Source organism: Mitsuaria sp. BK037 (genome assembly GCF_014193045.1).
GTDB lineage: Bacteria > Pseudomonadota > Gammaproteobacteria > Burkholderiales > Burkholderiaceae_C > Roseateles.
This window is the reverse complement of the sequence record NZ_JACHYS010000001.1, coordinates 2,151,257-2,172,665: the sequence shown is the minus strand read 5'-3', so window position 1 is coordinate 2,172,665 and position 21,409 is coordinate 2,151,257. Positions and strand designations below refer to the sequence as shown.

14 protein-coding genes and 1 riboswitch are annotated in these 21,409 nt (G+C 70.4%); of the genes, 7 read left to right on the top strand and 7 right to left on the bottom strand.

Annotation, left to right across the window (positions count from 1 at the left end; genetic code table 11):
• Window positions 1-25: 25 nt before the first annotated feature.
• Both FHT37_RS08980 and FHT37_RS08975 read left to right on the top strand, forming a co-directional pair.
• Entirely contained in the window at window positions 26-889 is an 864-nt protein-coding gene (locus FHT37_RS08980) for an oxaloacetate decarboxylase (RefSeq protein WP_183480289.1), read from the top strand.
• 160 nt (window positions 890-1,049) lie between these two features.
• Complete coding sequence (locus FHT37_RS08975) at window positions 1,050-1,484, top strand: hypothetical protein (protein WP_183480287.1); 435 nt, start codon at window positions 1,050-1,052, stop codon at window positions 1,482-1,484.
• 188 nt (window positions 1,485-1,672) lie between these two features.
• On the opposite strand, the gene FHT37_RS08970 is transcribed toward FHT37_RS08975, so the two are convergent.
• Both FHT37_RS08970 and FHT37_RS08965 read right to left on the bottom strand, forming a co-directional pair.
• The gene (locus FHT37_RS08970) at window positions 1,673-3,565 is read right to left on the bottom strand and encodes a TonB-dependent receptor domain-containing protein (RefSeq protein WP_183480285.1); all 1,893 of its coding nucleotides are present in this window, start codon (window positions 3,563-3,565) and stop codon (window positions 1,673-1,675) included.
• A 69-nt stretch (window positions 3,566-3,634) separates the two neighbouring features.
• A riboswitch (cobalamin riboswitch) is annotated at window positions 3,635-3,911 on the bottom strand.
• Between the two features lie 98 nt (window positions 3,912-4,009).
• Window positions 4,010-4,933, bottom strand: coding sequence for a LysR family transcriptional regulator (locus FHT37_RS08965; RefSeq protein ID WP_183480283.1), 924 nt, complete (start codon window positions 4,931-4,933; stop codon window positions 4,010-4,012).
• A gap of 96 nt (window positions 4,934-5,029) precedes the next feature.
• Between FHT37_RS08965 and metE the strand changes: the two genes are divergently transcribed.
• A complete protein-coding gene (gene metE, locus FHT37_RS08960; RefSeq protein ID WP_183480281.1) occupies window positions 5,030-7,366 on the top strand; it encodes a 5-methyltetrahydropteroyltriglutamate--homocysteine S-methyltransferase in 2,337 nt (778 codons plus the stop codon).
• Window positions 7,367-7,633: 267 nt separating this feature from the next.
• Here metE and FHT37_RS08955 read toward each other — a convergent pair whose 3' ends face one another.
• Window positions 7,634-8,611: a GMP reductase gene (locus FHT37_RS08955; protein WP_091733379.1), complete on the bottom strand. Its 978-nt coding sequence runs from the start codon at window positions 8,609-8,611 to the stop codon at window positions 7,634-7,636.
• 246 nt (window positions 8,612-8,857) lie between these two features.
• Between FHT37_RS08955 and FHT37_RS08950 the strand changes: the two genes are divergently transcribed.
• The 3 genes from FHT37_RS08950 (at window position 8,858) to FHT37_RS08940 (ending at window position 14,318) form a co-directional block, all read left to right on the top strand.
• Entirely contained in the window at window positions 8,858-9,979 is a 1,122-nt protein-coding gene (locus FHT37_RS08950; protein WP_183480279.1) for a beta-ketoacyl-ACP synthase III, read from the top strand.
• Between the two features lie 113 nt (window positions 9,980-10,092).
• Window positions 10,093-11,124 (top strand): substrate-binding domain-containing protein, encoded by a 1,032-nt coding sequence (locus FHT37_RS08945; protein ID WP_183480277.1) that lies wholly within the window; start codon window positions 10,093-10,095, stop codon window positions 11,122-11,124.
• Between the two features lie 14 nt (window positions 11,125-11,138).
• A complete protein-coding gene (locus FHT37_RS08940) occupies window positions 11,139-14,318 on the top strand; it encodes a response regulator (protein ID WP_183480275.1) in 3,180 nt (1,059 codons plus the stop codon).
• Between the two features lie 17 nt (window positions 14,319-14,335).
• On the opposite strand, the gene FHT37_RS08935 is transcribed toward FHT37_RS08940, so the two are convergent.
• The 4 genes from FHT37_RS08935 to FHT37_RS08920 all read right to left on the bottom strand — a co-directional run bounded on the left by FHT37_RS08935 (window position 14,336) and on the right by FHT37_RS08920 (window position 19,822).
• A complete protein-coding gene (locus FHT37_RS08935; RefSeq protein WP_183480274.1) occupies window positions 14,336-15,358 on the bottom strand; it encodes a ribonuclease T2 family protein in 1,023 nt (340 codons plus the stop codon).
• 93 nt (window positions 15,359-15,451) lie between these two features.
• Window positions 15,452-16,258 carry a transporter gene (locus FHT37_RS08930; RefSeq protein ID WP_183480272.1) on the bottom strand — a complete coding sequence of 269 codons (807 nt, stop codon included), beginning with the start codon at window positions 16,256-16,258 and terminating at the stop codon, window positions 15,452-15,454.
• A gap of 25 nt (window positions 16,259-16,283) precedes the next feature.
• Window positions 16,284-18,749: a penicillin-binding protein 1A gene (locus tag FHT37_RS08925; protein ID WP_255489524.1), complete on the bottom strand. Its 2,466-nt coding sequence runs from the start codon at window positions 18,747-18,749 to the stop codon at window positions 16,284-16,286.
• A 200-nt stretch (window positions 18,750-18,949) separates the two neighbouring features.
• Window positions 18,950-19,822 carry a CPBP family intramembrane glutamic endopeptidase gene (locus FHT37_RS08920; RefSeq protein WP_183480270.1) on the bottom strand — a complete coding sequence of 291 codons (873 nt, stop codon included), beginning with the start codon at window positions 19,820-19,822 and terminating at the stop codon, window positions 18,950-18,952.
• A 122-nt stretch (window positions 19,823-19,944) separates the two neighbouring features.
• Between FHT37_RS08920 and sbcB the strand changes: the two genes are divergently transcribed.
• Window positions 19,945-21,402, top strand: a complete 1,458-nt coding sequence (sbcB, locus tag FHT37_RS08915; RefSeq protein WP_183480267.1) for an exodeoxyribonuclease I — start codon at window positions 19,945-19,947, stop codon at window positions 21,400-21,402.
• The last annotated feature ends 7 nt before the right edge of the window (window positions 21,403-21,409 follow it).

Genomic DNA, 21,409 nt, shown 5'->3' with positions numbered 1-21,409 from the left:
CTTTCAGATCGACAAGAGCAGACCCATGACCTCTCCCCGCCAGACCTTGCGCACGCTGGTGCAAGCCCGCCGCGGCGTGCTCGTGCCCGGCGCGTTCAACGCGCTGTCCGCCCGGGTGATCGAGGACCTCGGCTTCGAGGCCCTCTACATCACCGGCGCCGGCGTGACCAACATGTGGTTCGGGCTGCCGGACCAGGGCTTCATGGGCCTGGCCGAGATCGCCGACCACACGGCCCGCATCCGCGACGCGGTGGCGCTGCCGCTGATCGTCGATGCCGACACCGGCTTCGGCAACGCGCTCAACGTGCGGCATGCCGTGCGCACGCTGGAGCGGGCCGGTGCCGACTGCATCCAGCTCGAGGACCAGGTCGCGCCCAAGCGCTGCGGTCACTTCAGCGGCAAGGAGGTGATCCCGACCGAGGAGGCGGTGGGCAAGATCAAGGCGGCGGTCGACGCGCGACGCGACCCGGACCTGATGATCATGGCCCGCACCGACGCCTGCGCGACCTTGGGTTTCGAGGCCGCGGTGGAACGCGCGCTGCGCTTCGCCGAGGCCGGCGCGGACCTGCTGTTCGTCGAGGCGGTGACGACGCCGGATCAGATCCGCGCGCTGCCGGGGCGCCTGCCGGTGCCGCAGCTGATGAACATGGTGATCGGCGGCAGGACGCCGATCACCGATGCGCAGGAGTTGGAGTCGCTCGGCTACGGCGTCGTGCTCTACGCCAACGCGGCGCTGCAGGGCGCGGTGGCGGGCATGCAGAAGGCGCTCGGCGTGCTGAAGGCGCAGCGCCGGATCGACGAAGACCCGGCGCTGGTCGCCCCCTTCGCGGAGCGCCAGCGGCTGGTGGGCAAGCCCGGCTGGGATGAATTGGAGAAGAGGTACAGCTGAGGGCGCTGGTCGCCAATGGCTCTGGTCAGTATCGATGGGGGGAATGACCACCGTCGATCACTTCCCCCCTCAAGACCACATTTCGGAGGAATGACGTTCGCCGGCTCCACGTGGAGACTGCAGGCCATCCATCAGGACTTGGGCAAGAAGGAGCAGTTTCATGACGAGGACGACAAGCGACGAGGGGACGGGCATCGAGGACCTGTCGAGGGCGCTGCGGTTCCCCAGCACGATCTTCGGGGCGATGGCCGACGACGGCCTCGAAGCGCGATGCGAGGATGCGGACTGGCACGAGATGCCGAATGAACTCAGGCGCGTGCTGGCGCATCACGGCGCTTCGGTGGATTACGTGCGGCTGATCCTGAAGCGCGCCGCGCGCTTCGTCCGGCGCCATTCGCTGCGCCTGGCCGGGCCCCCCTGGTTGGACATCACCTGCGTGGAGGATGTCGCCGCCGGGGCGATGTATGTCGTGCCCCTCGACATGAGTCCCAAGCGGTCGCTGGCCTGGGACGAGCGATTTCTCTCCCGCCTCGCCGACCAGGACCTGCTGAAGGGCTTCTTCATGGTCAGCTTCTGCGGCCGCTCGGCGGCCTGAACGACCAGGCCGCATCCAGTCCCGGAGAGTTGCCATGAGCGTGAGCGCCGAAGACTTCCTGTACGTGTCCCGCGCCTTGATGAACAAGGACGGTGAGACTTGGCGACGTGTCGCCGCCAGTCGGGCCTCCGAAGCGCGCATGGACAGCCAGCTCACCGCTGGCGCCCATGCCGCATGGAGGGCCCGGCTCAGAAGCCCTTTATGTCATAGCGCACGCCGACCCAGGCCTGGCGGCCGAGGCCCTGGTAGGCGTAGACCGGCTCGACATCGCGGTCCGCCGCGTTGAGGACCTTGGCCTCCAGGCGCCATTGCGGCAGGAAGCGCCAGCTGGCGCGCAGGTCGAGCAGTGCGTAGCCGCCCAGCGTGGCGCCGATGTCCGGTCGCTTGCCGATGTCGGTCAGCGTCGCCCCCGCGCTCCAGGCGCCGGTGTCGTAATCGACGGAGACACTTTCCTGGTGCGCCGCGCGACGGATCAGCCGCGCGCCTGTGTCGGTGTCCTTCGCATCGAGGAAGTCCACGTTCGCGGCCAGGTTCCAGTTGCCGATGCGGTGCGCGCCGGTCAGCGTCGCGCCGGTGAGCTTGGCCCGGCCGACGTTGGCCGCGCAGCCGAAGGCGAAGTCCGGTGCCGGCGGGCACAGGGCCGGATCGGGGTTGTAGATGATCAGGTCCTTGACCTTGTTGCGATAGACCGTCGCCGACGCGCTGCTCGCGCCGGAGCGCCAGTTCAGGCCGATCTCCGCGCTGCGGCCCTGCTCGGGACGGATGTCGCGGTGGCCGTAGAAGGGGAAGTCGGTGTCGTTGAAGGTCGGCGCGCGGAAGGTCTTGCCAGCCAGCGCCCGCAGCTTCAGCGTCGGACTCAGCGCGATGCTGCCGCCCAGGCTGCCGGTGGTGTTGTCGCCGTAGACCGAGTTCTCGTCGCGGCGCAGGTTGGCCTCCAGGGCGGCCGGGCCGAACAGGCCGCTGTAGCCCGCGATGTAGGCGTTGTTGGTGCGCTTGAGCGTGTCGCTGGTGACGCCGTCCGCCTTTTCCTCGAGGCGCTCGTAGGCCAGCACCAGTTGCTGGTCCGGCGCCAGGCGCAGCGCGTTCTGCCAGGTCGCCTGGTCGCGGGTGGTTTTGAAGCGCGTCGCGTCGGTCAGGCCGCTGACCGAGTCGTCGGTGCCGCGCGCGAACTGCAGCGTCGTCGTCCAGATCGGCGAGAGCGTGCCGCGGTAGTCGAGCGCCGCCTGGCGCGTCTTGAGCCGGTTGCGGAAGTCGCCTTCCGGATGCGCGACGAACTGGTCGTCGAAAGTCGCGCTGTCGTATTGCGCGTTCAGGCGGCTCTGCGTCGCGCTGACGCCGATGTGGTGGCCCTCGGCCGGCGTGAAGCCCAGCCGGGCCGACGCCACCGTGCGGGTGAAGCCGTCCTTGTCCGGGTTGTAGGAGCTGTTGCCGCGGTCGCCGCGGATCGCGGTCGTGCCGTCACTGGTGTCGCGGCTGAGGCTGGCTGCGTAGTCGAAACCGGCCCGCGCGCCGCTGACCGAGACGTCGCCCTGGCGCGAGCCGTATTCGCCCACGGCCGCACCGGCACGCAGGTCCAGCGGGCCCTGGCCCTGCCGGGTGACGATCTGGATCACGCCGCCGACCGCATCGGCGCCGTACAGGCCGGAGGCCGGACCGCGCAGGACCTCGATGCGCTCGATGTTGGCCAGGCTCATGGCCTCGAAGGACACCTGGCCCAGCGTCGCCGAGCCGACCCGCACGCCGTCGATCATCACGACCGTGGCGCTGGTGTTGGCGCCGCGCAGAAAGTAGCCCGCCGTCTGGCCGGGACCGCCGTTGGCCGCCAGCTGCAGGCCGGCGTAGCGGCGCAGCACGTCGGCGACGCTGCCGGCGCCGCTGTCGCGCAGGGTGTCGGCGTCGATGAGCACGACGTCCGCGACGCTGCGGCTCAGCGGCTGCGCCTCACGGGTGCCGATGACGATGACCGGGTCGAGCGAGGACTGCGCGACGGCGACGGAGGGGACGGTGGACAGGACCGGTGCGGCGATCAGCGCGGCACGGGCAACGGCGCGCAGCGCGGCGCGGGGACGGGAGGCTTGCATGTCGGAATCACAAAGCGGCGGCAGACGGCCGCTTCCCCGCGGCCGCATGCGGAATGGACCCATCACGGGGCGATGGGTCCGCCTGTTGGCCGGTATCCGGGCTGTCGGAAGAACGAACCCGTGGTGCCTTCCCGGACGACCGTCCAGTGGATCCAGCCACGAGTCGCGCGCCGCTGGGGCCGATGCCATCGGGGGGCGACGGCGTCGGCCGGGGCGCGCCTTCCGCTTACCGTTGCGGGGGCAGCTCAGGTTGGGGCCGTGGCCGCGGGCGGGCGACCCTTCCTGATTCCCGTTGAACTGCGCCGGCGGAGGGCCGGGCGCGAGCACCAACGGGCGGCATCATAGCGGCGGCCCCGTGGCGCCGATGCCGCATCCGGGCCTGACCACGGGGCGGGGCGCTCGGCACGCCGCCGGCCTCACCGGCCTCACCGGTTCGGCGCGCGCTCACAACAGGCTCACGCCGCCCAGGTTCACCAGCGAGGTCTCGCGCATGATCCGCACGAAATCGGCCAGGAAGGGCTTGGCCGCCAGCCGCCCGGTGCTCACCGCGTAGAGCCGGCCGGTCAGGCCCGATGGCCCGATGCGCTGGCGCGCCACGTAGCCCCGCGCCAGGTAGCCCTCGACCGCCCACAGCGGCAGTGCCGCGAAGCCGCGCCCGCTCGCGACCAGCTGCAGCATCGCCACCGTCAGCTCGCTGGTGCGGCGTGGCGGCGTCACGCCGGCGGGCTTGAGCACGCTGCGCACCAGGTCCAGCATCTCGTCGGGCACCGGGTAATGGATGTAGGCCTGCGCGGCGAAGTCCTCGGCCTCCAGCCAGGGCTTGGCCAGCAGCGGGTGCCCCTTGGGCAGCAGCGCCACGATCTCGAAGCTGAACAGCGGATGCACCGCGACGCCCGCTTCCTCCGCGTCCACGTCCGAGACGATCGCCAACTCGGCGCGGTCCTGGTGCAGCAGCCCCACCGGATCGGCCTGGAAGCCCGACACGATGTCGAGCTCGACCTCCGGCCAGCGCTCACGGAAGGCATCCATCGCCGGCATCAGCCAGTCGAAGCAGGTGTGGCACTCGACCGCGATCCGCAGCTGTCCGGCCGATCCCTCGACCAGCTTGCGCACGTCGCGGTCGGCCTCGTCGATCTGCGGCAGCACCAGCTCGGCGAGCTTGAGCAGCCGCTGCCCCGCCACGCCGAAGCTCAGCGGCGAGGACTTGCGCTCGAAGAGCTCGGTGCCGTAATGGTCCTCCAGCCCCTTGAGCTGGTGCGACAGCGCCGACTGCGTGAGGTTCAGCAGCTGGGCCGCGCGCGAGAGGTTGCCCGCCTCGCGCAGGGCCAGCAGCGTGCGTAGGTGGCGCAGCTCCAGAGGTGTTTGCATGAGCGAACCTAATGACGAAGACGAAAAACTTTCGTTTGAATCATAGTGCGCTCGCGGCGAACATTCCGAATCCCATTCAATTTCGACGAGAACAACATGATTCGGACTCATGTGCTGGGCTTTCCCCGCATTGGCGCCAACCGCGAGCTGAAGTTCGCCCTGGAGCGCCATTGGCGCGGCGAGATCGACGAGGCGGCGCTCCAGGGCGTCGCCGCCGAGTTGCGGGCCCGGCACTGGCGCCTGCAAGCCGGCGCCGGGCTGGACCACGTCACCGTGGGCGACTTCGCGCTCTACGACCAGGTCGCCGACTTGATCCAGCTGTTCGGCTGCGAGCCGGCACGCTTCGGCTTCACCGGCGAGGAGTCGCCGCTGCGGCGCTACTTCGCCATGGCGCGGGGCGTGGCGGCGCATGAGCACGGCGAGGCCTGCGGTTGCGGCGCTTCGGCGGGCGAGGGCGCTGCGGCGCTGGAGATGACCAAGTGGTTCGACACGAACTACCACTACCTCGTCCCCGAGTTCGACGCCGCTACCGCCTTCACGCTCCATGCCGACCGACTGCTGGCCGAGGTCGACGAGGCGATCGCGCTCCCGGCGAGTCCCAAGGCCGCACTGCTCGGGCCGGTGAGCTTCCTGTTCCTGGGCAAGAGCAAGGAGGCGGGCTTCGACCGCCTCGCGCTGCTGGACCGCCTGCTGCCGGTGTACGAGCAGCTGCTGGTGAAGCTCGCGGCGCGCGGCGTGACCTGGGTGCAGCTCGACGAGCCCATCCTCGGCCTGGACCTGGCGCCGGCCTGGCAGGACGCGCTGCGCCGAGCCTACGAGCGGCTCGGCCAGGTCGACCAGCAGGTGCTGCTGGCGAGCTACTTCTCGCCGCTGGCGGGCAACCTGGCGCTCGCCTGCGGGCTGCCGGTGGCCGGGCTGCATGTGGACGCGGTGCGCGCCGCCGGTGAGCTGCTGGACGTCGCGCGGACGCTGCCGCTGGACCGGGAGTTGTCGGTCGGCATCGTCGATGGCCGAAACGTCTGGCGCGCCGATCTGGACGCGGCGCTCGAGACCGTGCACGAGGTGCGCGAGCTGCGCGGCGGGCGGCTGTGGCTGGCGGCGTCGTGCTCGCTGCTGCATGTGCCGATGAGCCTGCGCGACGACCCGGTGGTCGATGCCGACGTGCGGCCGTGGCTGGCCGGCGCGGTCGAGAAACTGGAGGAGCTGCGCGTGCTCAAGCGCGCGCTGTGGGGCGACGAGGCGGCGGTGGCCGATGCGCTGATCGAGGCGCGTCAGGCGCGCGCCTCGCGCTTGGCGAGTCCGCGCGTGCGCCGGCTCGACATCGCCCGGCGCGTCGCGGCGCTGCCGGCGGATGCGGACCGGCGCGCGTCCCCGTTCCCGCGGCGCCAGGCCGCGCAGCGTGAGCGGCTGCGCCTGCCCGCCTTCCCGACGACCACGATCGGCTCGTTCCCGCAGACGCCGGCGATCCGCGCGGCGCGCGCGGCCTTCAAGCGCGGTGAGCTCGATGCCGAGGCCTATCGCGCCGCGATGCGCGGCGAGATCGAGGACGCGGTGCGGCGCCAGGAGGCGCTCGGGCTGGACGTGCTGGTGCACGGAGAAGCCGAGCGCAACGACATGGTCGAGTACTTCGGCGAGCAACTGGACGGTTTCGCGTTCACCGCCAACGGCTGGGTGCAGTCCTACGGCTCGCGCTGCGTGAAGCCGCCGGTGCTGTTCGGCGACGTCGCGCGGCCGGCGCCGATGACGGTCGAGTGGACGCGCTTCGCGCAGGGCCTCACCGAGCGGCCGATGAAGGGCATGCTCACCGGGCCGATCACGATCCTGCAATGGTCCTTCGTGCGCGACGACCAGCCGCGCGCCGACACGGCGCTGCAGATCGCGCTGGCCATCCGGGACGAGGTCGCCGACCTGGAGGCGGCCGGCATCGCTGTCATCCAGATTGACGAGCCGGCGATCCGCGAGGGACTGCCGCTGCGCCAGGCGGAGCGGGCCGGCTACCTCGCGTGGGCGACGCGTGCCTTCCGTGTCGCCGCGTCACCGGTCGGCGACGCGACGCAGATCCACACGCACATGTGCTACTCGGAGTTCAACGACATCCTCCCGGACATCGCCGCGATGGATGCCGACGTCATCACCATCGAGACCAGCCGCTCCGACATGGAGCTGCTGCGCGGTTTCGGCGGGGAAGGGGGCGGCTTCCGCTATCCCAACGAAATCGGCCCCGGCGTCTACGACATCCATTCGCCCCGGGTGCCCGGCAGCGACGAGATGCTGCGGCTGCTGCGCAAGGCGGCGGAGGTGATTCCCGCGGATCAGCTGTGGGTCAATCCGGACTGCGGCCTGAAGACGCGGGGATGGCCGGAAACCGAGGCGGCGCTGCGGCACATGGTGGAGGCGGCGAAGGCGTTGCGTGGCGAGGGGCTCGTCCGCTGAGCGACGACGCGGGGGACGACCACTTCGCAGTGGGGGTGGCCCACCTCGATGAGGGGCTGGAAGGGCGACGGGCGCTCATTTCAGGGCACGCCGGACGTGTTGAAGAACTGCGCTCCGGAGGCTTTCCTTGAAGTTCGACACGGGGGCGCGTCCGGACGATGGCATCACCAATATTTCCACTGTCGTCATTGATTTCGGCTGAAGAAAAACCCGGCCTGAGCCGGGTTTCTCGTTAAGGTTCCTCGTCAACCAGCGGGCAGCGATGTGTTACATGAACAAATGTTCTCCGGCGTTCTCACCGCCTAGCACCACGTAATTCACCTTGCGCAGATCCGCCAGGCTGCGACCGCCAGCGTAGGAAATCGAGCTCTGCAGGTCTTCTTCCATTTCCCGGAAGGTGTCGGCCAGCTTGCCCTTCACCGGCTCGAGGATGCGCTTGCCTTCCACGTGCTTGTATTCGCCCTTGTTGAAGTCGGACGCGGAGCCGTAGTACTCCTTGTAGCGCTTGCCGTCGACCTCGACGGTGTTGCCCGGCGACTCCTCGTGGCCCGCGAACAGCGAGCCGATCATCACCATCGCCGCGCCGAAGCGCACGCTCTTGGCGATGTCGCCGTGATGGCGGATGCCGCCGTCGGCAATGATCGGTTTGGTCGCCACGCGCGCGCACCACTTGAGCGCCGACAACTGCCAGCCCCCCGTGCCGAAGCCGGTCTTGAGCCGCGTGATGCAGACCTTGCCCGGGCCGATGCCGACCTTGGTCGCGTCCGCGCCCCAGTTCTCCAGGTCGATGACGCCCTCCGGCGTGCCGACGTTCCCCGCGATCACGAAGGTCTGCGGCAGCTTCTGCTTGATGTGGGCGATCATCCGCTGCACCGCGTCGGCGTGGCCGTGGGCGATGTCGATGGTGATGTAGTCGGCGCCCAGGCCCTCGGCCGCGAGGCGGTCGATGAGCGCGTAGTCGGCTTCCTTGACGCCGGCGCTGAGGGAGACCAGCAGGCCCTTGTCCCGCATCGTGCGGGCGAAGGCGACCGCGTCCAGGTCGAAGCGGTGCATCACGTAGAAGTAGCCGTTGGCGGCCAGCCATTCGGTGATGGACTCGTCGACGACCGTCTTCATGTTGGCCGGCACCACCGGCAGCTTGAAGCGGCGGGGGCCGAAGTCGATCGAGGTGTCGCACTCGCTGCGGCTGGTCACGCGGCACTTGCGCGGCAGCAGCAGGATGTTGTCGTAGTCAAAGATTTCCATGGTCCAAAGTCGCAAAGTCGGGCTGCGTTGATGCAGTGCATGCCCTGGGCTGCGAGCGCTTGACTTGGGACCCGGCCAAAAAAAACCGGGTCCCAAAATTTGGGCCCGGTGGCTCATTCTACGCATGCCCCGGCGACGGCCTCGCCACCTTGCGGTGCAGCATGCACGGATCGGGGGCTTTTGAGCGCAGTTCGCTAAACTTCGCCCCCTTGGCCCCTCACCGGGCGACCTCAAAAGACCAGCCCCATGCATTCCGTCGTCATCAGCGGCACCGGCCTGTACCAACCGCCGCACGTCATCACCAACACCGAGCTGGTGGAGGCCTTCAACCGCTACGTCGACCTGCAGAACGCCGAGCACGCCCAGGCCATCGCTGCCGGCACGCGCGAGCCGCTGGTGCATTCGAGCGTCGAGTTCATCGAGAAGGCCTCCGGCATCAAGCAGCGCTATGTGATCGAGAAGGAAGGCGTGCTGGACCCGACGCGCATGTACCCGCGCTTCCAGGAACGCGCCGACGACCAGCTGTCGCTGATGGCCGAGATCGCCGTCGACGCCGCCCGCAAGGCGCTGGCCGCGGCGGGGCGCCAGCCGGAAGACGTCGACGCGGTGTTCTGCTCGGCCGCCAACATGCAGCGCGCCTATCCGGCGATGGCGGTGGAGATCCAGCAGGCGCTGGGCGCGGGCGGCTACGGCTTCGACATGAACGTGGCCTGCTCGTCGGCCACCTTCGCGCTGGAGCAGGCCTACAACGCGGTGCGCTCGGGCGCATCCAAGTGCGTGCTGATAGTGAATCCGGAGATCACCTCGGCCCACCTGGAGTGGAAGGACCGCGACTGCCACTTCATCTTCGGCGACGTCTGCACGGCCATCCTTGTCGAGCGCGCCGACCTGGCGGTCGCCCCGGAGCAGTGGGAGATCCTGGGCACCAAGCTGGCGACGCAGTTCTCCAACAACATCCGCAACAACTTCGGCTTCATGAACAAGGCCGAGGACAGCGATCCCGACGCGCGCGACAAGACCTTCCGCCAGGAAGGCCGCAAGGTGTTCAAGGAAGTGGTGCCCATCGCCGCCGCGCACATCGAGCAGCACCTGGCCGCGCTGCACATCCAGCCCACCGACGTCAGCCGCTACTGGCTGCACCAGGCCAACCTGGGCATGAACCAGCTGGTGATCAAGAAGCTGGTCGGCGGCGAGGCCGGCGCGGAGATCGCGCCGCTGATCCTGGACACCTATGCCAACACCGCCTCGGCCGGCTCGGTGATCGCCTTCCACGAGCACCGCGCCAACCTGAAGCAGGGCGACCTAGGCGTGATCTGCTCGTTCGGCGCGGGGTATTCGGTGGGCAGCGTGATCGTCAGGAAGCGCTGAGACCCCACCGGGCCCCCTGAACAGGTGGCCCGCTCCCCCGGCGGAACGGCGCAGCATTGCGGCGGGAGCGCCGCCCCTGTCGGGCGGTCGCGCCGTTCACCAAGGAGCGAACCATGGTCCCGTTGCTCCGCGTGCCGCGTGCTCTGCGTGCGTTGCGTGTGCTGTGTGGATTGGCCTGTGGTGCCGCGCTGCTGTCGGTCCCGGCGCCGGCGTCCGCGCAGCCTGAGCCGCCGCCCCGTCACCGGATCGTGATCATGCCCAAGCTGGTGGGCATCGCGTACTACGACGCGGTGAAGACCGGCATCGACGCCGCCGCCCGCGAACTGCCCGATGTGTCGGTGACCTGGACCGGGCCGACGCAGGACCAGGTCGAGAAGCAGATCGAGATGATCGAGCGGCTCATCCCCACGAAACCGGACCTGATCGCCGTCGCGTCGAACGACCCGGTCGCGATCGCGCCGGTGCTGGCCAAGGCGCAGCGCGCCGGCATCCGCGTGATGAGCTGGGACGGCGACAGCCAGCAGCGCGAGTTCTTCGTCAACCTGGTGGACTTCGAGGAATTCGGCGCGCGGCTGGTCGAGTCCGTGGTGCGCGAGATCGGCCCCAAGGGGGACATCGCCCTCGTCACCACCAGCTTCACCGCGCCGAACCAGACCAGCTGGATCGACGCGATGAAGCGGACGATCTACCGCAAGCATCCGGAGCTGCGCATCGTCGACATCCGCCCCGCGGGCGAGAGCACCGAGGAGGCCTACCGGATCGCGCAGGACTACCTGAAGTCGATGCCCGGCCTGAAGGCCATCGTGGCGCTGGGCGCGCCCAACCTGCCCGGCGTCGCGCGCGCGGTCCGGGATGCGGGGCGCGTCGGCCAGGTGGCCGTCATCGGCAACTCGACGCCCAACCTGATGCGCAGCTTCCTCAAGGACGGCACGGTCCGGACGGTGCTGCTCTGGAACGCGCCGGACCACGGCTACCTCACCGTCTACTGCGCGCGCCAACTGCTCACCGGCGGCCTGAAGGCGGGGCAGGCCTTCGACGCCGGCCGGCTCGGCCGCTTCACGCCGCGCAAGGACGCGATCAGCCTGCAGGTGGCGTTGCCCGTCATGGTGTTCACGAAAGACAACGTGGACCAGTTCAGGTTCTGAGGCGAGGACCGGCCGTGAAGGTCTCGACGCGACTCAACCTGCTGTCGCTGCTCATCGTGCTGGCGATGACGGCCCTGGTGCTGGGCGCGGCGGTGGTGTTCCTGCAGTCCGACCTGCGGCAGTCACGCGAGCGCCTGATGCAGCTGGAACTGCAGGGCGCGACCCAGGCGATCCGGCAGCAGCTGTACCGCTCCGGCGTGCGCGCGGCCGCCCGGGAGGCCGAGGAGCAACTGCGTCAGCTGCGCCAGAAGGAGGGCTTCGCCTCGGCCACGCTCTTCATCGTCGAGCGCAACGACCTGCGCGTCGTCTATCACCCGCAGGGGCCGATCGGACAACGCGCCCGGCACGCCTTCGTCGCGGAGATGGTGCGGCAGGGGACCGGCTCGCTGGAGTACGACTACCTGGGCGACCGCCGCATGGCGGTGTTCCATGGGCTGGAGCCCGTCGGATGGGTGATCGGCGTGGCGGTGTCGCAGCAGGAGATGTACGCGCCGATGGTCCGGTTCATGCAGGCGATCGGCGGTATCACCTTCGGCGCCTTGTGCCTGGGCGGGGTGGTGGTCCACCTGTTCGGCCGCTGGCTGATGCGGCGCGTGCGCGTGGCGCTGGACTGCGTCGAGCGCATCGAGCACGGCGACCTGACGGCGCGGGTGGCGCAGGCGGGCGTCGACGACGAGATCGGCGAGCTGCAGCGCGGCATCAACGCGATGGCCGGGCGCATCGAGGAACGCACCGTCTCGCAGCACGAGGCGCAACAGGCCCTGAGCGCGAGCGAGGCGCGCCTGCGCCGCGTGATCGAGTCCAGCATGATCGGCATCTTCTTCTGGGAGGTGTCGGGCGCGGTGACCGAGACCAACGACGCCTTCCTGGAGATCATCGGCTACACCCGCGAGGACCTGGAGGCGGGGCGCATCGACTGGACGGCGCTCACGCCGCCGGAGGAGGCCGAGGCCGACCGGCGGGCGATCGAGCAGCTGCGCGCCACCGGTCGCTGCGCGTCCTACGAGAAGCACTACCTCCACCGGGACGGGCACCGGGTGCCGGTGCTGATCGGCGGCGCGCTGCTGAGCGACTCGACCCGGCAGGGCGTGGCCTTCATCGTCGACCTCAGCGAGCGCCGCCAGGCCGAGGCCGACCGCCACGCGCGTCGCGTGGCCGAGGCGGCGAGCAGCGCCAAGAGCGAGTTCCTGGCCAACATGAGCCACGAGATCCGCACGCCGATGAACGCGATCCTGGGCATGTCCTACCTCGCGCTGCAGAGCGGGCTCAATCCGCAGCAGCACAACTACATCCAGAAGGTGCATGCCTCGGCCGAATCGCTGCTGGGGATCATCAACGACATCCTGGACTTCTCGAAGATCGAGGCCGGCAAGCTGGACATGGAGGCGATCCCGTTCAACCTGTCGGACGTGATGGACAACCTGGCCAACCTGATCGGGCTGAAGGCGGAGGAGAAGGGGCTGGAGCTGCTGTTCGTCGAGCCGCCGGAGTTGCCCGAGGCGCTGGTCGGTGACCCGTCGCGGCTGGGGCAGGTGCTGCTGAACCTGGGCAACAACGCCGTCAAGTTCACCGAGCGCGGCGAGGTCGTCATCGGCGTGGCGGTGCTGGCGCGCGACGACGCGTCGGTGCGCTTGCGCTTCGAGGTGAGCGACACCGGCATCGGCATGAGCGCGGAGCAGCAGGGCCGTCTCTTCGAGCCCTTCACCCAGGCGGACGCGTCGACCAGCCGGCGTTATGGCGGCACTGGCCTGGGCCTGGCGATCAGCCGCCACCTGGTGCGGCTGATGGGCGGTGAGCTCGAGGTCGAGAGCCAGCCGGGGCAGGGCAGCCGGTTCCGTTTCAGCGTGCGGCTGGAACTCGACGCGGCCGCCGATCGGAGCGCCGCGGCGGCGGGCCGTGCCGCGCCCGACCGGACCGGGCTGAAGGGCACGCGCGCGCTGATCGTCGACGACAACGCCTGCGCGCGCGAGGTGGTGGCGGCGATGACGCGCGCGCTCGGGCTGAAGGTCGACACCGCCGCGGACGGGATGGAGGCGCTGCGCCAGGTGGCGCTCGCGGACGCGCGCGACGAGCCCTACGACCTGCTGCTGCTGGACTGGCGGATGCCCGGCATGGATGGCGTCATGTGCGCGCGGTTGCTGGCCGAGCGCGAGCGTCCACGCCATCCGACGCCGCCGGTGCTGATGCTGACGGCCTTCAGCCGGCACGAGGTGCAGCAGCAGCTGGACGATCAAGGCGTGACGGTGGGGGCGCTGCTGACCAAGCCGGTGACACCGTCGACCTTGTTCGACGCCTGCGCCACCGCGCTCGGATTGGCGGTGGCGCCGACGACGCGTCGCGCCCGGCGCGAGGAGTCGCTGCAGGGGGACCGGGCGGCGCTCCGGGGCGCGCGCCTCCTGCTGGTCGAGGACAACGCCTTCAACCAGGAGCTCGCGCTGGACGTGCTCGGGCGCGCCGGCATCGAGACGCGGGTGGCGGCCAATGGCCAGGAGGCGCTGGCGATGCTGGCCAGCCATCCCTTCGACGGCGTGCTGATGGACTGCCAGATGCCGGTGATGGACGGCTATGCCGCGACGCAGGCGCTGCGGCGCCAGCCGCAATGGCGCGACCTGCCGGTGATCGCGATGACCGCCAATGCGATGGTGGGTGACCGGGAGAAGGCCCTGGCGGCCGGCATGAACGACCACGTCGCCAAGCCGATCGACATGGAGGAGCTGTTCGCGACGCTGGCTCGCTGGATCCGTCGGGATGCCGGGGCGGTGCGTGCCGGTGGGAAGGACGCTGCCGCGGGGAGCGGTCCGCCGGACCTGCCGGAGCTTCCGGAGCTGCCGGGCGTCGACCTGAAGGTGGGGCTCGCCGGCATGATGGGCGACCGCGCGCTGTATCGGCGCCTGCTACGGCTGTTCCGGGACCGCGAGACCGATTTCCTGCCGCGCTTCCTGGCCCTGCGCGCCGCGCACGACGCGGCGGCGATGCGGATGGCGCATGACCTCAAGAGCGCCGCGGCGGCGCTGGGCATGAAGGAGGTCCACGCCGCGGCGCAGGCGCTCGAGCAGGCGTGTCTGCGCGATGCGGACGAGGCCGCGCTCGGGCTGCTGGCCGAGGAAGTCGATCGCGTGCTGGCGCCGGTGCTGGCCGGGCTGCAGGTGCTGGGGGACGAGGTCTCGTCGAAACGGGACCCGCCGAATGGATGAACCTGAATCCGAAGCTCTCAGCGCCCGCTCGCCTCGATCCGAATGTCATCCCCGCGGCAGGTGCCGCCGCCGCTGCCGCCGGGCTGGTCGCCGAGCAATTGCTTCAGCGACCCGCCGGCCTGGTAATCGCGCGGCAGCTTCACCTGGATCTCCGTCAGGTACTGCCCCGAGCACATCAGCTTCACGCTGTCCCGGTACGCGTCGCTGCCGGTCTCGGCCTTCAGCTTGTCGTAGAACGCGCGGCGCGAGATCGACCCGCCGATGTTCTGCCGGATGTATTGCCCGACGCCCGAATCGTTGAACTGCTTCACCAGGTCCACTGCGCGGCGGAAATACGCGTCCGGATTCATCGCCTGGCAGGTGCCGTGCTTGCGCCACTCGTGCTCGCCGAAGTCCTTCTCGTACAGGAAGTTCGGCATCCACGGCCCGATGTAGGCGATCGTCTCCTTCGACAAGGTCATCGGCGCCGTGCTGCAGTTGCCGTAGCTGATGCCGCATTGCTGGCGGTTGGGCCACAGCCCGTGCAGCGTCAGGTTGCTGACCTTGAGCTTGCCGCTCTCCATCGCCTCGCATTCCGGCTTGCCGCGCTTGCCGCCCGCCGTCCATTCGCAGAAGCCGGGCTGCCACGACATCGCCAGCACGAAGCTGTCGTACTCGTTGGCCGTGGAGCACATGCCGCCGCGGCCCGACATCGACAGCCCATTGCCTTCGGCCGGCGCGCGGCCGGACTTCGCCGCGGCGGAGACGTCCGACCCGCCGCCCGCGCTGCCGCAGTCGTTCTGCACCCAGCGTTCGGACGGCCGCGCGCCCGGCACCTGCACGCGGGTCCAGCCCGCGTCATGCGTCTCCAGGATCGTGTAGCCGGTGCCCGGCGACAGCTTCGCGCCGTCGGGATTGGTGCTCTTGCGGAAGGACTGGAAGGCCTCGCAGGCGCGCGAGGCGGTGAAGGTGCCGCTGGCGGGCGCCGCCCAAGCGGGCAGGGCGCAGCAGACGAGCGAGAGGAGCGTCGAGCGAAGAACGGTGCGGAGAGCGAGGCGCATGGGCATCCAGCGGGCTGAAACGACAGCCGGCTTTGTACGTCATCCCGAGGGCGCCGGGAATCATCCAGCGAGGGGAGGGCGGCGTCGCGTGGTTCAGAACCCGACCGACACCCCCAGCCCCAGCACCCAGTCGGGCGTCTGCTTCGTCAACCCGCGGTTGAGCGAGGCATCGAGCTGCACGCGGCGGTCGACCAGCCAGGTGACGCCGGTGCCGGCCGAGACGCTGCGGCCGCCGTTGCGCGTCGACGCGAGCTGGTCGCCGGCGATCTCGACGTAGCCCTTCCAGCGCTCGGCGATCGGCCAGCCCAGCGAGGCGCCCAGGATGCCGCCGACGAAATGCCCGCCGTCCTCGCGCCGGTCGCGGTACAGGCCGCCGATCACACCGGCCGACCAGTCGCGCGGCAGGTCCCATTCCGCCGTCAGCCGCAGCGACGGCCGCAAGCCCTGGCCCCGGAACGCCGCCGAGCCGCTGTCCATGTCCACGTGCAGCAGCCAGGCCAGGCCCGGCCTGCCGCGTTCTCCGTCGCTGTCCTGCAGGTGCCACTTCACGCCGAGCGCCGTGTCGGCCCAGCCGCTCGCGCGCGTCGTGCCGTCGGCGTCGGTCGCGCGCAGGCGCTGGTAGCCGTCGGTCTCGACGCGGAGCTCCCAGTCCTCGGCGAAGCCGAAACGCAGCAGCGTCGGCGTCGACCACAGCCGGCTGCGCACACCGTCGCTCTTGTCGCGTTGGTAGCCGAGCCCCGTCTCCAGCAGCGCGCGGCCCTTGCCGACGGTGCTGCTCGATTCGACGATGCCGGGCTGGTCGGGCTCGATGGCGTCGGCCTCGTCGGCCGCCCAGGCGGACATCGATGCGGCGGCGATCAGCAGGGCGGCGGTGCCGCCGCGCAGCAGGCTGGAGGTCATGTCGGAAGCTCCCTGTCGGTTCGAATCACTGACCGCCGCTGCGCTCGCCGCCCATCCACCAGGAAGGGGGCACGCCGGAGGCGCCGGGCGCTCCCGGGACGGCGCCGGACGCCGCGTCGGACGCCGGCAGCGGCGGCGGCATCGGTCCGATGGTCTTGAGCCCGGCGTCGCCGGCGAACTCGCTGTACACCCAGTCCGGTCCATACGGCCCTTCCTCCTGCACCAGCCCGCCGTCCTTGGGCGGCTCGATCTCAGAAGGCTTGATGTCCCGCAGCGCCACGGCCATGTAGTCGATCCACGCCGGCAGCGCGATGCCGCCGCCGGTCTCGCTGGCGCCCAGGCTGCGCGGCTGGTCGTAGCCGATCCACACCACCGTGGCCACGCGGCGCTGGAAGCCGGCGAACCAGGCGTCCACCGCGTCGTTGGTCGTGCCGGTCTTGCCGTACAGGTCGTAGCGCTTGAGCGACTGGCTCGCCCGGTAGGCCGTGCCGCGGATCGCCACCTCGCGCAGCAGCGAGCCGGTGATGAACGCATTGCGCTCGCTGATCGCGCGGCGCTCGTCGGTGAGCTTCTCCGGCTCGGCCTCGAACAGCACCTGGTTCTGCGCGTCGACGATCTTCGTCACCAGCAGCGGCTTGAGCAGGTAGCCGCCGTTGGCGAAGACCGAGTACGCACTGGCCATCTGCAGCGGCGTCACCGAGCCCGAGCCCAGCGCCAGCGTCAGGTTCTCCGGCTGCTTGTCGACATCCAGGCCGAACTTGCCGGCCCAGGCGCGGCCGCGCGCCGGCGTCAGCTGCTCCAGCACCCGGATCGTGACCATGTTCTTGGACTTGGCCAGGGCCTGGCGCAGCGTCATCGGACCGTCGAAGTTGCCGTCCGAGTTGCGCGGGCTCCAGTCGCCCACCGAGATCGGCGCGTCGTCCACCAGCGTCGCCGGGCTGGCGCCGTTCTCCATCGCCGCCGAGTAGATGAAGGGCTTGAAGCTGGAGCCCGGCTGGCGCCAGGCCTGCGTCGCGTGGTTGAACTGGTTGCGGTTGAAGTCGAAGCCGCCCACCAGCGCCAGGATCTTGCCGCTGTCGGGCTCGACCGAGACCAGCGCGCCCTCGGCCTCCGGCGACTGCGTCACCGCCCAGGCGCCCTTGGGGAACTCCTTGGTGGGGTTGCCGCGCAGCACCCGGACGATGGCGCCGCGATGGATGCGCAGCTCCGGCTTGGCCTTGGCCGACAGCGCCGACTGCACCGAGCGCAGGCCGTCGCCCTTGATCTCGATGTCCTCGCCATCGGCCAGCGTCGCCTGGAGCCGGTTGGCCGCGACCTGCGTCACCACGGCGGCGCGCAGGTCGTCGTTGTCGGGATGCTCGTTGAGCGCCTGCGCGATCGCGGTGTCCTGGTCCTGCGCGTCCATGCCCTCGGGCAGGTCGACCTCGCCCTCCGGGCCGCGCCAGGCCTTGCGGCGCTCATAGTCCATCAGCGTGCGGCGCAGCGCCTTGTACGCGGCGACCTGGTCGTCCATGCGCAGCGTCGTGGTCACCCGCAGGCCGCGGCTGTAGGCTTCGTCGCCGTACTGGGCGTGGACCACCTGTCGCACCATCTCCGCGGCGTACTGGCCATAGGGCAGCCGCTGCTCCTGCGCGCTGCGCAGCCGGACCGGCTCGTCGCGCGCCTGCTGCGCCTGCGCCGGCGTGATCATCCCCACGTCCACCATCCGCTGCAGCACCACCGCCTGGCGGCGCTGCGCGCGCGGCAGGTTCATGATCGGGTTCGCGTAATAGGGGTTCTGCGGCAGGCCCGCCAGCATCGCGGTCTCGCCGATCGACAGCTCCTTCAGCGGCTTGCCGTAGTACGCATGCGCCGCCGCCTCGAAGCCGTAGGCCCGCTGACCCAGGTAGATCTGGTTCATGTAGACCTCCAGGATCTTGTCCTTGGACAGCTGGCTTTCGATCTTGAAGGCCAGCAGGATCTCGACGAACTTGCGGGTGTAGAGCTTCTTCTTGGTCAGGTAGAGGTCGCGCGCCAGCTGCTGGGTGATGGTCGAGGCACCCTGGCTGCGCGACGAGAACAGGTTGGCCAGCGCCGCCCGGAAGATGCCGGTGAACGAGACGCCCTGGTGCTCGTAGAAGCTGGCGTCCTCGACCGCCAGCAGCGCCTGCTGCATGGTCTTGGGGATGCGGTCCAGCGGCAGGTAGCTGCGGCGCTCGGCGCCGAACTCGGCCAGCAGCTGGCCGTCCTCGGTGTAGACGCGCAGCGGCTGCTTGGGGTTGTAGTCGGTCAGCCGGTCCAGGTCGGGCAGGCCCGGCCAGACCACCGCCGCCGCGCCCGCCAGCAGCAGCACCACGGCCAGCACGCCCGCGCCCGACCAGACCGCGATGCGCTTCCACGCCGGGAGCGTGCGCAGCGAGGCCCGCATCGGCGCGGTGCGGCGCCACAGCGCCTGGAAGAAGCCGGCCACGGCCGTGGCGACGGTGCGAGCGAATTGAGCGAGCTGCTGCATGCGGGGCGCCGAGTTCAGGTCGGCGGATTATCGTCAGACATGCTGGCCTGTCCGGGGCCGCGTGCGGACGGCAACAATCCGTACACGGGAGACACACGAACCGCGTACGCGCCCGGCGGACGGCGACGGTGGACCGGCCCAGGGCAGGCGCCGTGCCCGCGCGGCATAGGGCCGTCGCGGTGCTGGCGGCTCTGGCGGCGTCAGCCGATGCGCAGGTCCAGCGTCAGGAACACCAGCGCGTTGAGCGCGAAATGCAGCGCGATGGCGAGCTCGATGCGGGCGCTCAGCGCATAGGCCAGGCCGTAGCCGAGTCCGGCCAGCATCGCCAGCCCGACGTAGAGCGGCCCGCCGGCCGCGTGCGCCAGGCCGAAGAGCACCGCCGCCAGGAGCACCGGCAACCAGCCGTTGACGGTCCGCAGGTCGGTGCCCAGGCGCCGCGCCAGCAGTCCCTGGATGACGCCGCGGAAGGCGGCTTCCTCGGCGACGCAGGTCAGGAACAGGTTGGACGCCAGGAACAGCCCGGCGTTGTCCGGCCAGCGCAGCGTCGGCCGGCCGAGGCCTCCGGCCACCGCCAGCAGCCAGGGCAGCGCCAGCGTCGCCGCGACCGTCGCCCAGAGCGCGACGGCCGGCAGACCAGGCGCGACGGCGGGCGCGAGCCCGACGCCCTCGGCGCGCCGCCGCTGCTGCGCGGCCAGCACCGCCAGCATCAGCATCCCGGCCACGCCCTTGTCGAAGTTGAGGTAGCGCAGCGTCGGCGGGCGCGTGTCCGAGGCCGCCACCAGGTAGGTCGGGTTCAGGAAGCCCGGCAGCAGATGCAGCGCCAGCGCCAGGCCGATGACCAGCATCAGCGCCATCAGCACCGCCTCGCGCCGGGGCCGGTGGCGCGCGGCGATCGCCATCCAGGCCAGCGCCGCCATCGCGGCCACCGGCACGAGCGCGGCGATCGTCAGCTGGCCGTGGATCTGTCCGGCGGTGACCGCCATGATCAGCAGCGACAGCCAGGGCCACGGGGCCCTCACCGGCAGCAGGGTGGCGAGGATCGACAGGCACAGGAGCAGGTGGCTGAGCGGCATCTCGGGTCTTCGTCCGATCTTGGGGGGAGGGCGCGGGGGCGGTTCCCCCCGAAGTTCCCCCCTCGGAAGGCCCACGCCAGGGCGCCGAAGTATCCATGAGGTCTGAGGTATCGTGCCGCCCCATGCATGAGATGACTTTCTACTGGCACGACTACGAGACCTTCGGGCGCGTGCCGCGCCGCGATCGCCCGGCGCAGTTCGCCGGCATCCGCACCGATGCCGAGCTGAACGAGATCGGCGAGCCGCTGATGGTCTATTGCCAGCCGCCCACCGACACGCTGCCCGATCCCGAGTCCTGCCTGCTGACCGGCATCCTGCCGCAGACCTGCGCCGAGCACGGTCTGCCCGAGCACCGCTTCGCCGCCGACATCCATGCCGAGCTGTCGCGCCCCGGCACGGTGGGCCTGGGCTACAACACCATCCGCTTCGACGACGAGGTCACCCGCTTCCTGTTCTGGCGCAACCTGATCGATCCCTACGGCCGCGAGTGGCAGAACGACTGCGGCCGCTGGGACCTGCTGGACGTCGTGCGCTGCGCCTACGCGCTGCGGCCCGAGGGCCTCCAGTGGCCGCGGCACGAGGACGGCCGGCCGTCCTTCAAGCTGGAGCACCTGACCGCCGCCAACGGCCTGGCCCACGAGGCCGCGCACGACGCGCTGTCCGACGTGCGTGCCACCATCGCGCTGGCGCGGCTGATCCGGCAGGCGCAGCCGCGGCTGTGGGACTTCTGCCTGAAGCTGCGCCGCAAGGACGCCGTCTGGGCCGAGATCGGCACCAACCGGCCCTTCCTGCACGTGTCGGGCATGTACGGCCCGGAGCGCGGCTGCATCGCGCTGGTGTGGCCGCTGGCGCCGCATCCGACCAACAAGAACGAGCTGATCGTCTGGGACCTGGGCAGCGATCCCGCGGAGCTGCTCGGCCTCGACGCCGAGGCGATCCGGCTGCGTCTCTACACCAAGCAGGAGGCCCTGCCCGAGGGCGTGACGCGGCTGCCGATCAAGACCATCCATGTCAACAAGTCGCCGATCGTGATCTCGTCGCTGAAGATCCTGTCGCCGGAGATGGCCGCCCGCTGGGGCCTGGACATCGCCCGCGGCCTGGCGCATGCGGAGCTGCTGGCCTCCCGCGGCCGCGAACTGGCCGAGCGCTGGCCCGAGGTGTTCCAGCGCCCGGCCGGCGAGGGCGGTGTCGATGTGGACGAAGACCTGTACGGCGGCTTTGTCTCCAACGACGACCGGCGCGCGCTCGAGCGGCTGCGCGGGCTGTCGCCCGAGGCGCTGGCCGATCGTGTCGCGCAGGGCAAGGTCGCGTTCGAGGACGGGCGGCTGGAGGAGATCCTGTTCCGCTACCGCGCCCGCAATTTCCCGGACAGCCTGAGCGGCGACGAGGCGGCGCGCTGGGAGCACCACCGCGCGGCGCGGCTGCACGCGGGCGAGGGCGGGGCCCAGACGCTGGAGGCCTTCTTCGAGCGCATCGACACGCTGGCCCAGGCGGCGGAGGAGTCGGAGGACGAACGCGCCGGGGAGATCCTGTCGGCCCTGTACGACTGGGCGGAGCAGATCGCACCGCCGCCACCCTGATGCCGCC

Excerpts from the sequence above, each read along its gene's own strand:
- FHT37_RS08975 (WP_183480287.1), top strand. The coding sequence starts at position 1,050 with ATGACGAGGACGACAAGCGACGAGGGGACGGGCATCGAGGACCTGTCG.
- sbcB (WP_183480267.1), top strand. The coding sequence starts at position 19,945 with ATGCATGAGATGACTTTCTACTGGCACGACTACGAGACCTTCGGGCGC.
- FHT37_RS08965 (WP_183480283.1), bottom strand. The coding sequence starts at position 4,933 with ATGCAAACACCTCTGGAGCTGCGCCACCTACGCACGCTGCTGGCCCTG.
- FHT37_RS08980 (WP_183480289.1), top strand. The coding sequence starts at position 26 with ATGACCTCTCCCCGCCAGACCTTGCGCACGCTGGTGCAAGCCCGCCGC.
- FHT37_RS08950 (WP_183480279.1), top strand. The coding sequence starts at position 8,858 with ATGCATTCCGTCGTCATCAGCGGCACCGGCCTGTACCAACCGCCGCAC.
- metE (WP_183480281.1), top strand. The coding sequence starts at position 5,030 with ATGATTCGGACTCATGTGCTGGGCTTTCCCCGCATTGGCGCCAACCGC.
- FHT37_RS08955 (WP_091733379.1), bottom strand. The coding sequence starts at position 8,611 with ATGGAAATCTTTGACTACGACAACATCCTGCTGCTGCCGCGCAAGTGC.
- FHT37_RS08935 (WP_183480274.1), bottom strand. The coding sequence starts at position 15,358 with ATGCGCCTCGCTCTCCGCACCGTTCTTCGCTCGACGCTCCTCTCGCTC.
- FHT37_RS08930 (WP_183480272.1), bottom strand. The coding sequence starts at position 16,258 with ATGACCTCCAGCCTGCTGCGCGGCGGCACCGCCGCCCTGCTGATCGCC.
- FHT37_RS08925 (WP_255489524.1), bottom strand. The coding sequence starts at position 18,749 with ATGCAGCAGCTCGCTCAATTCGCTCGCACCGTCGCCACGGCCGTGGCC.
- FHT37_RS08970 (WP_183480285.1), bottom strand. The coding sequence starts at position 3,565 with ATGCAAGCCTCCCGTCCCCGCGCCGCGCTGCGCGCCGTTGCCCGTGCC.
- FHT37_RS08945 (WP_183480277.1), top strand. The coding sequence starts at position 10,093 with ATGGTCCCGTTGCTCCGCGTGCCGCGTGCTCTGCGTGCGTTGCGTGTG.
- FHT37_RS08920 (WP_183480270.1), bottom strand. The coding sequence starts at position 19,822 with ATGCCGCTCAGCCACCTGCTCCTGTGCCTGTCGATCCTCGCCACCCTG.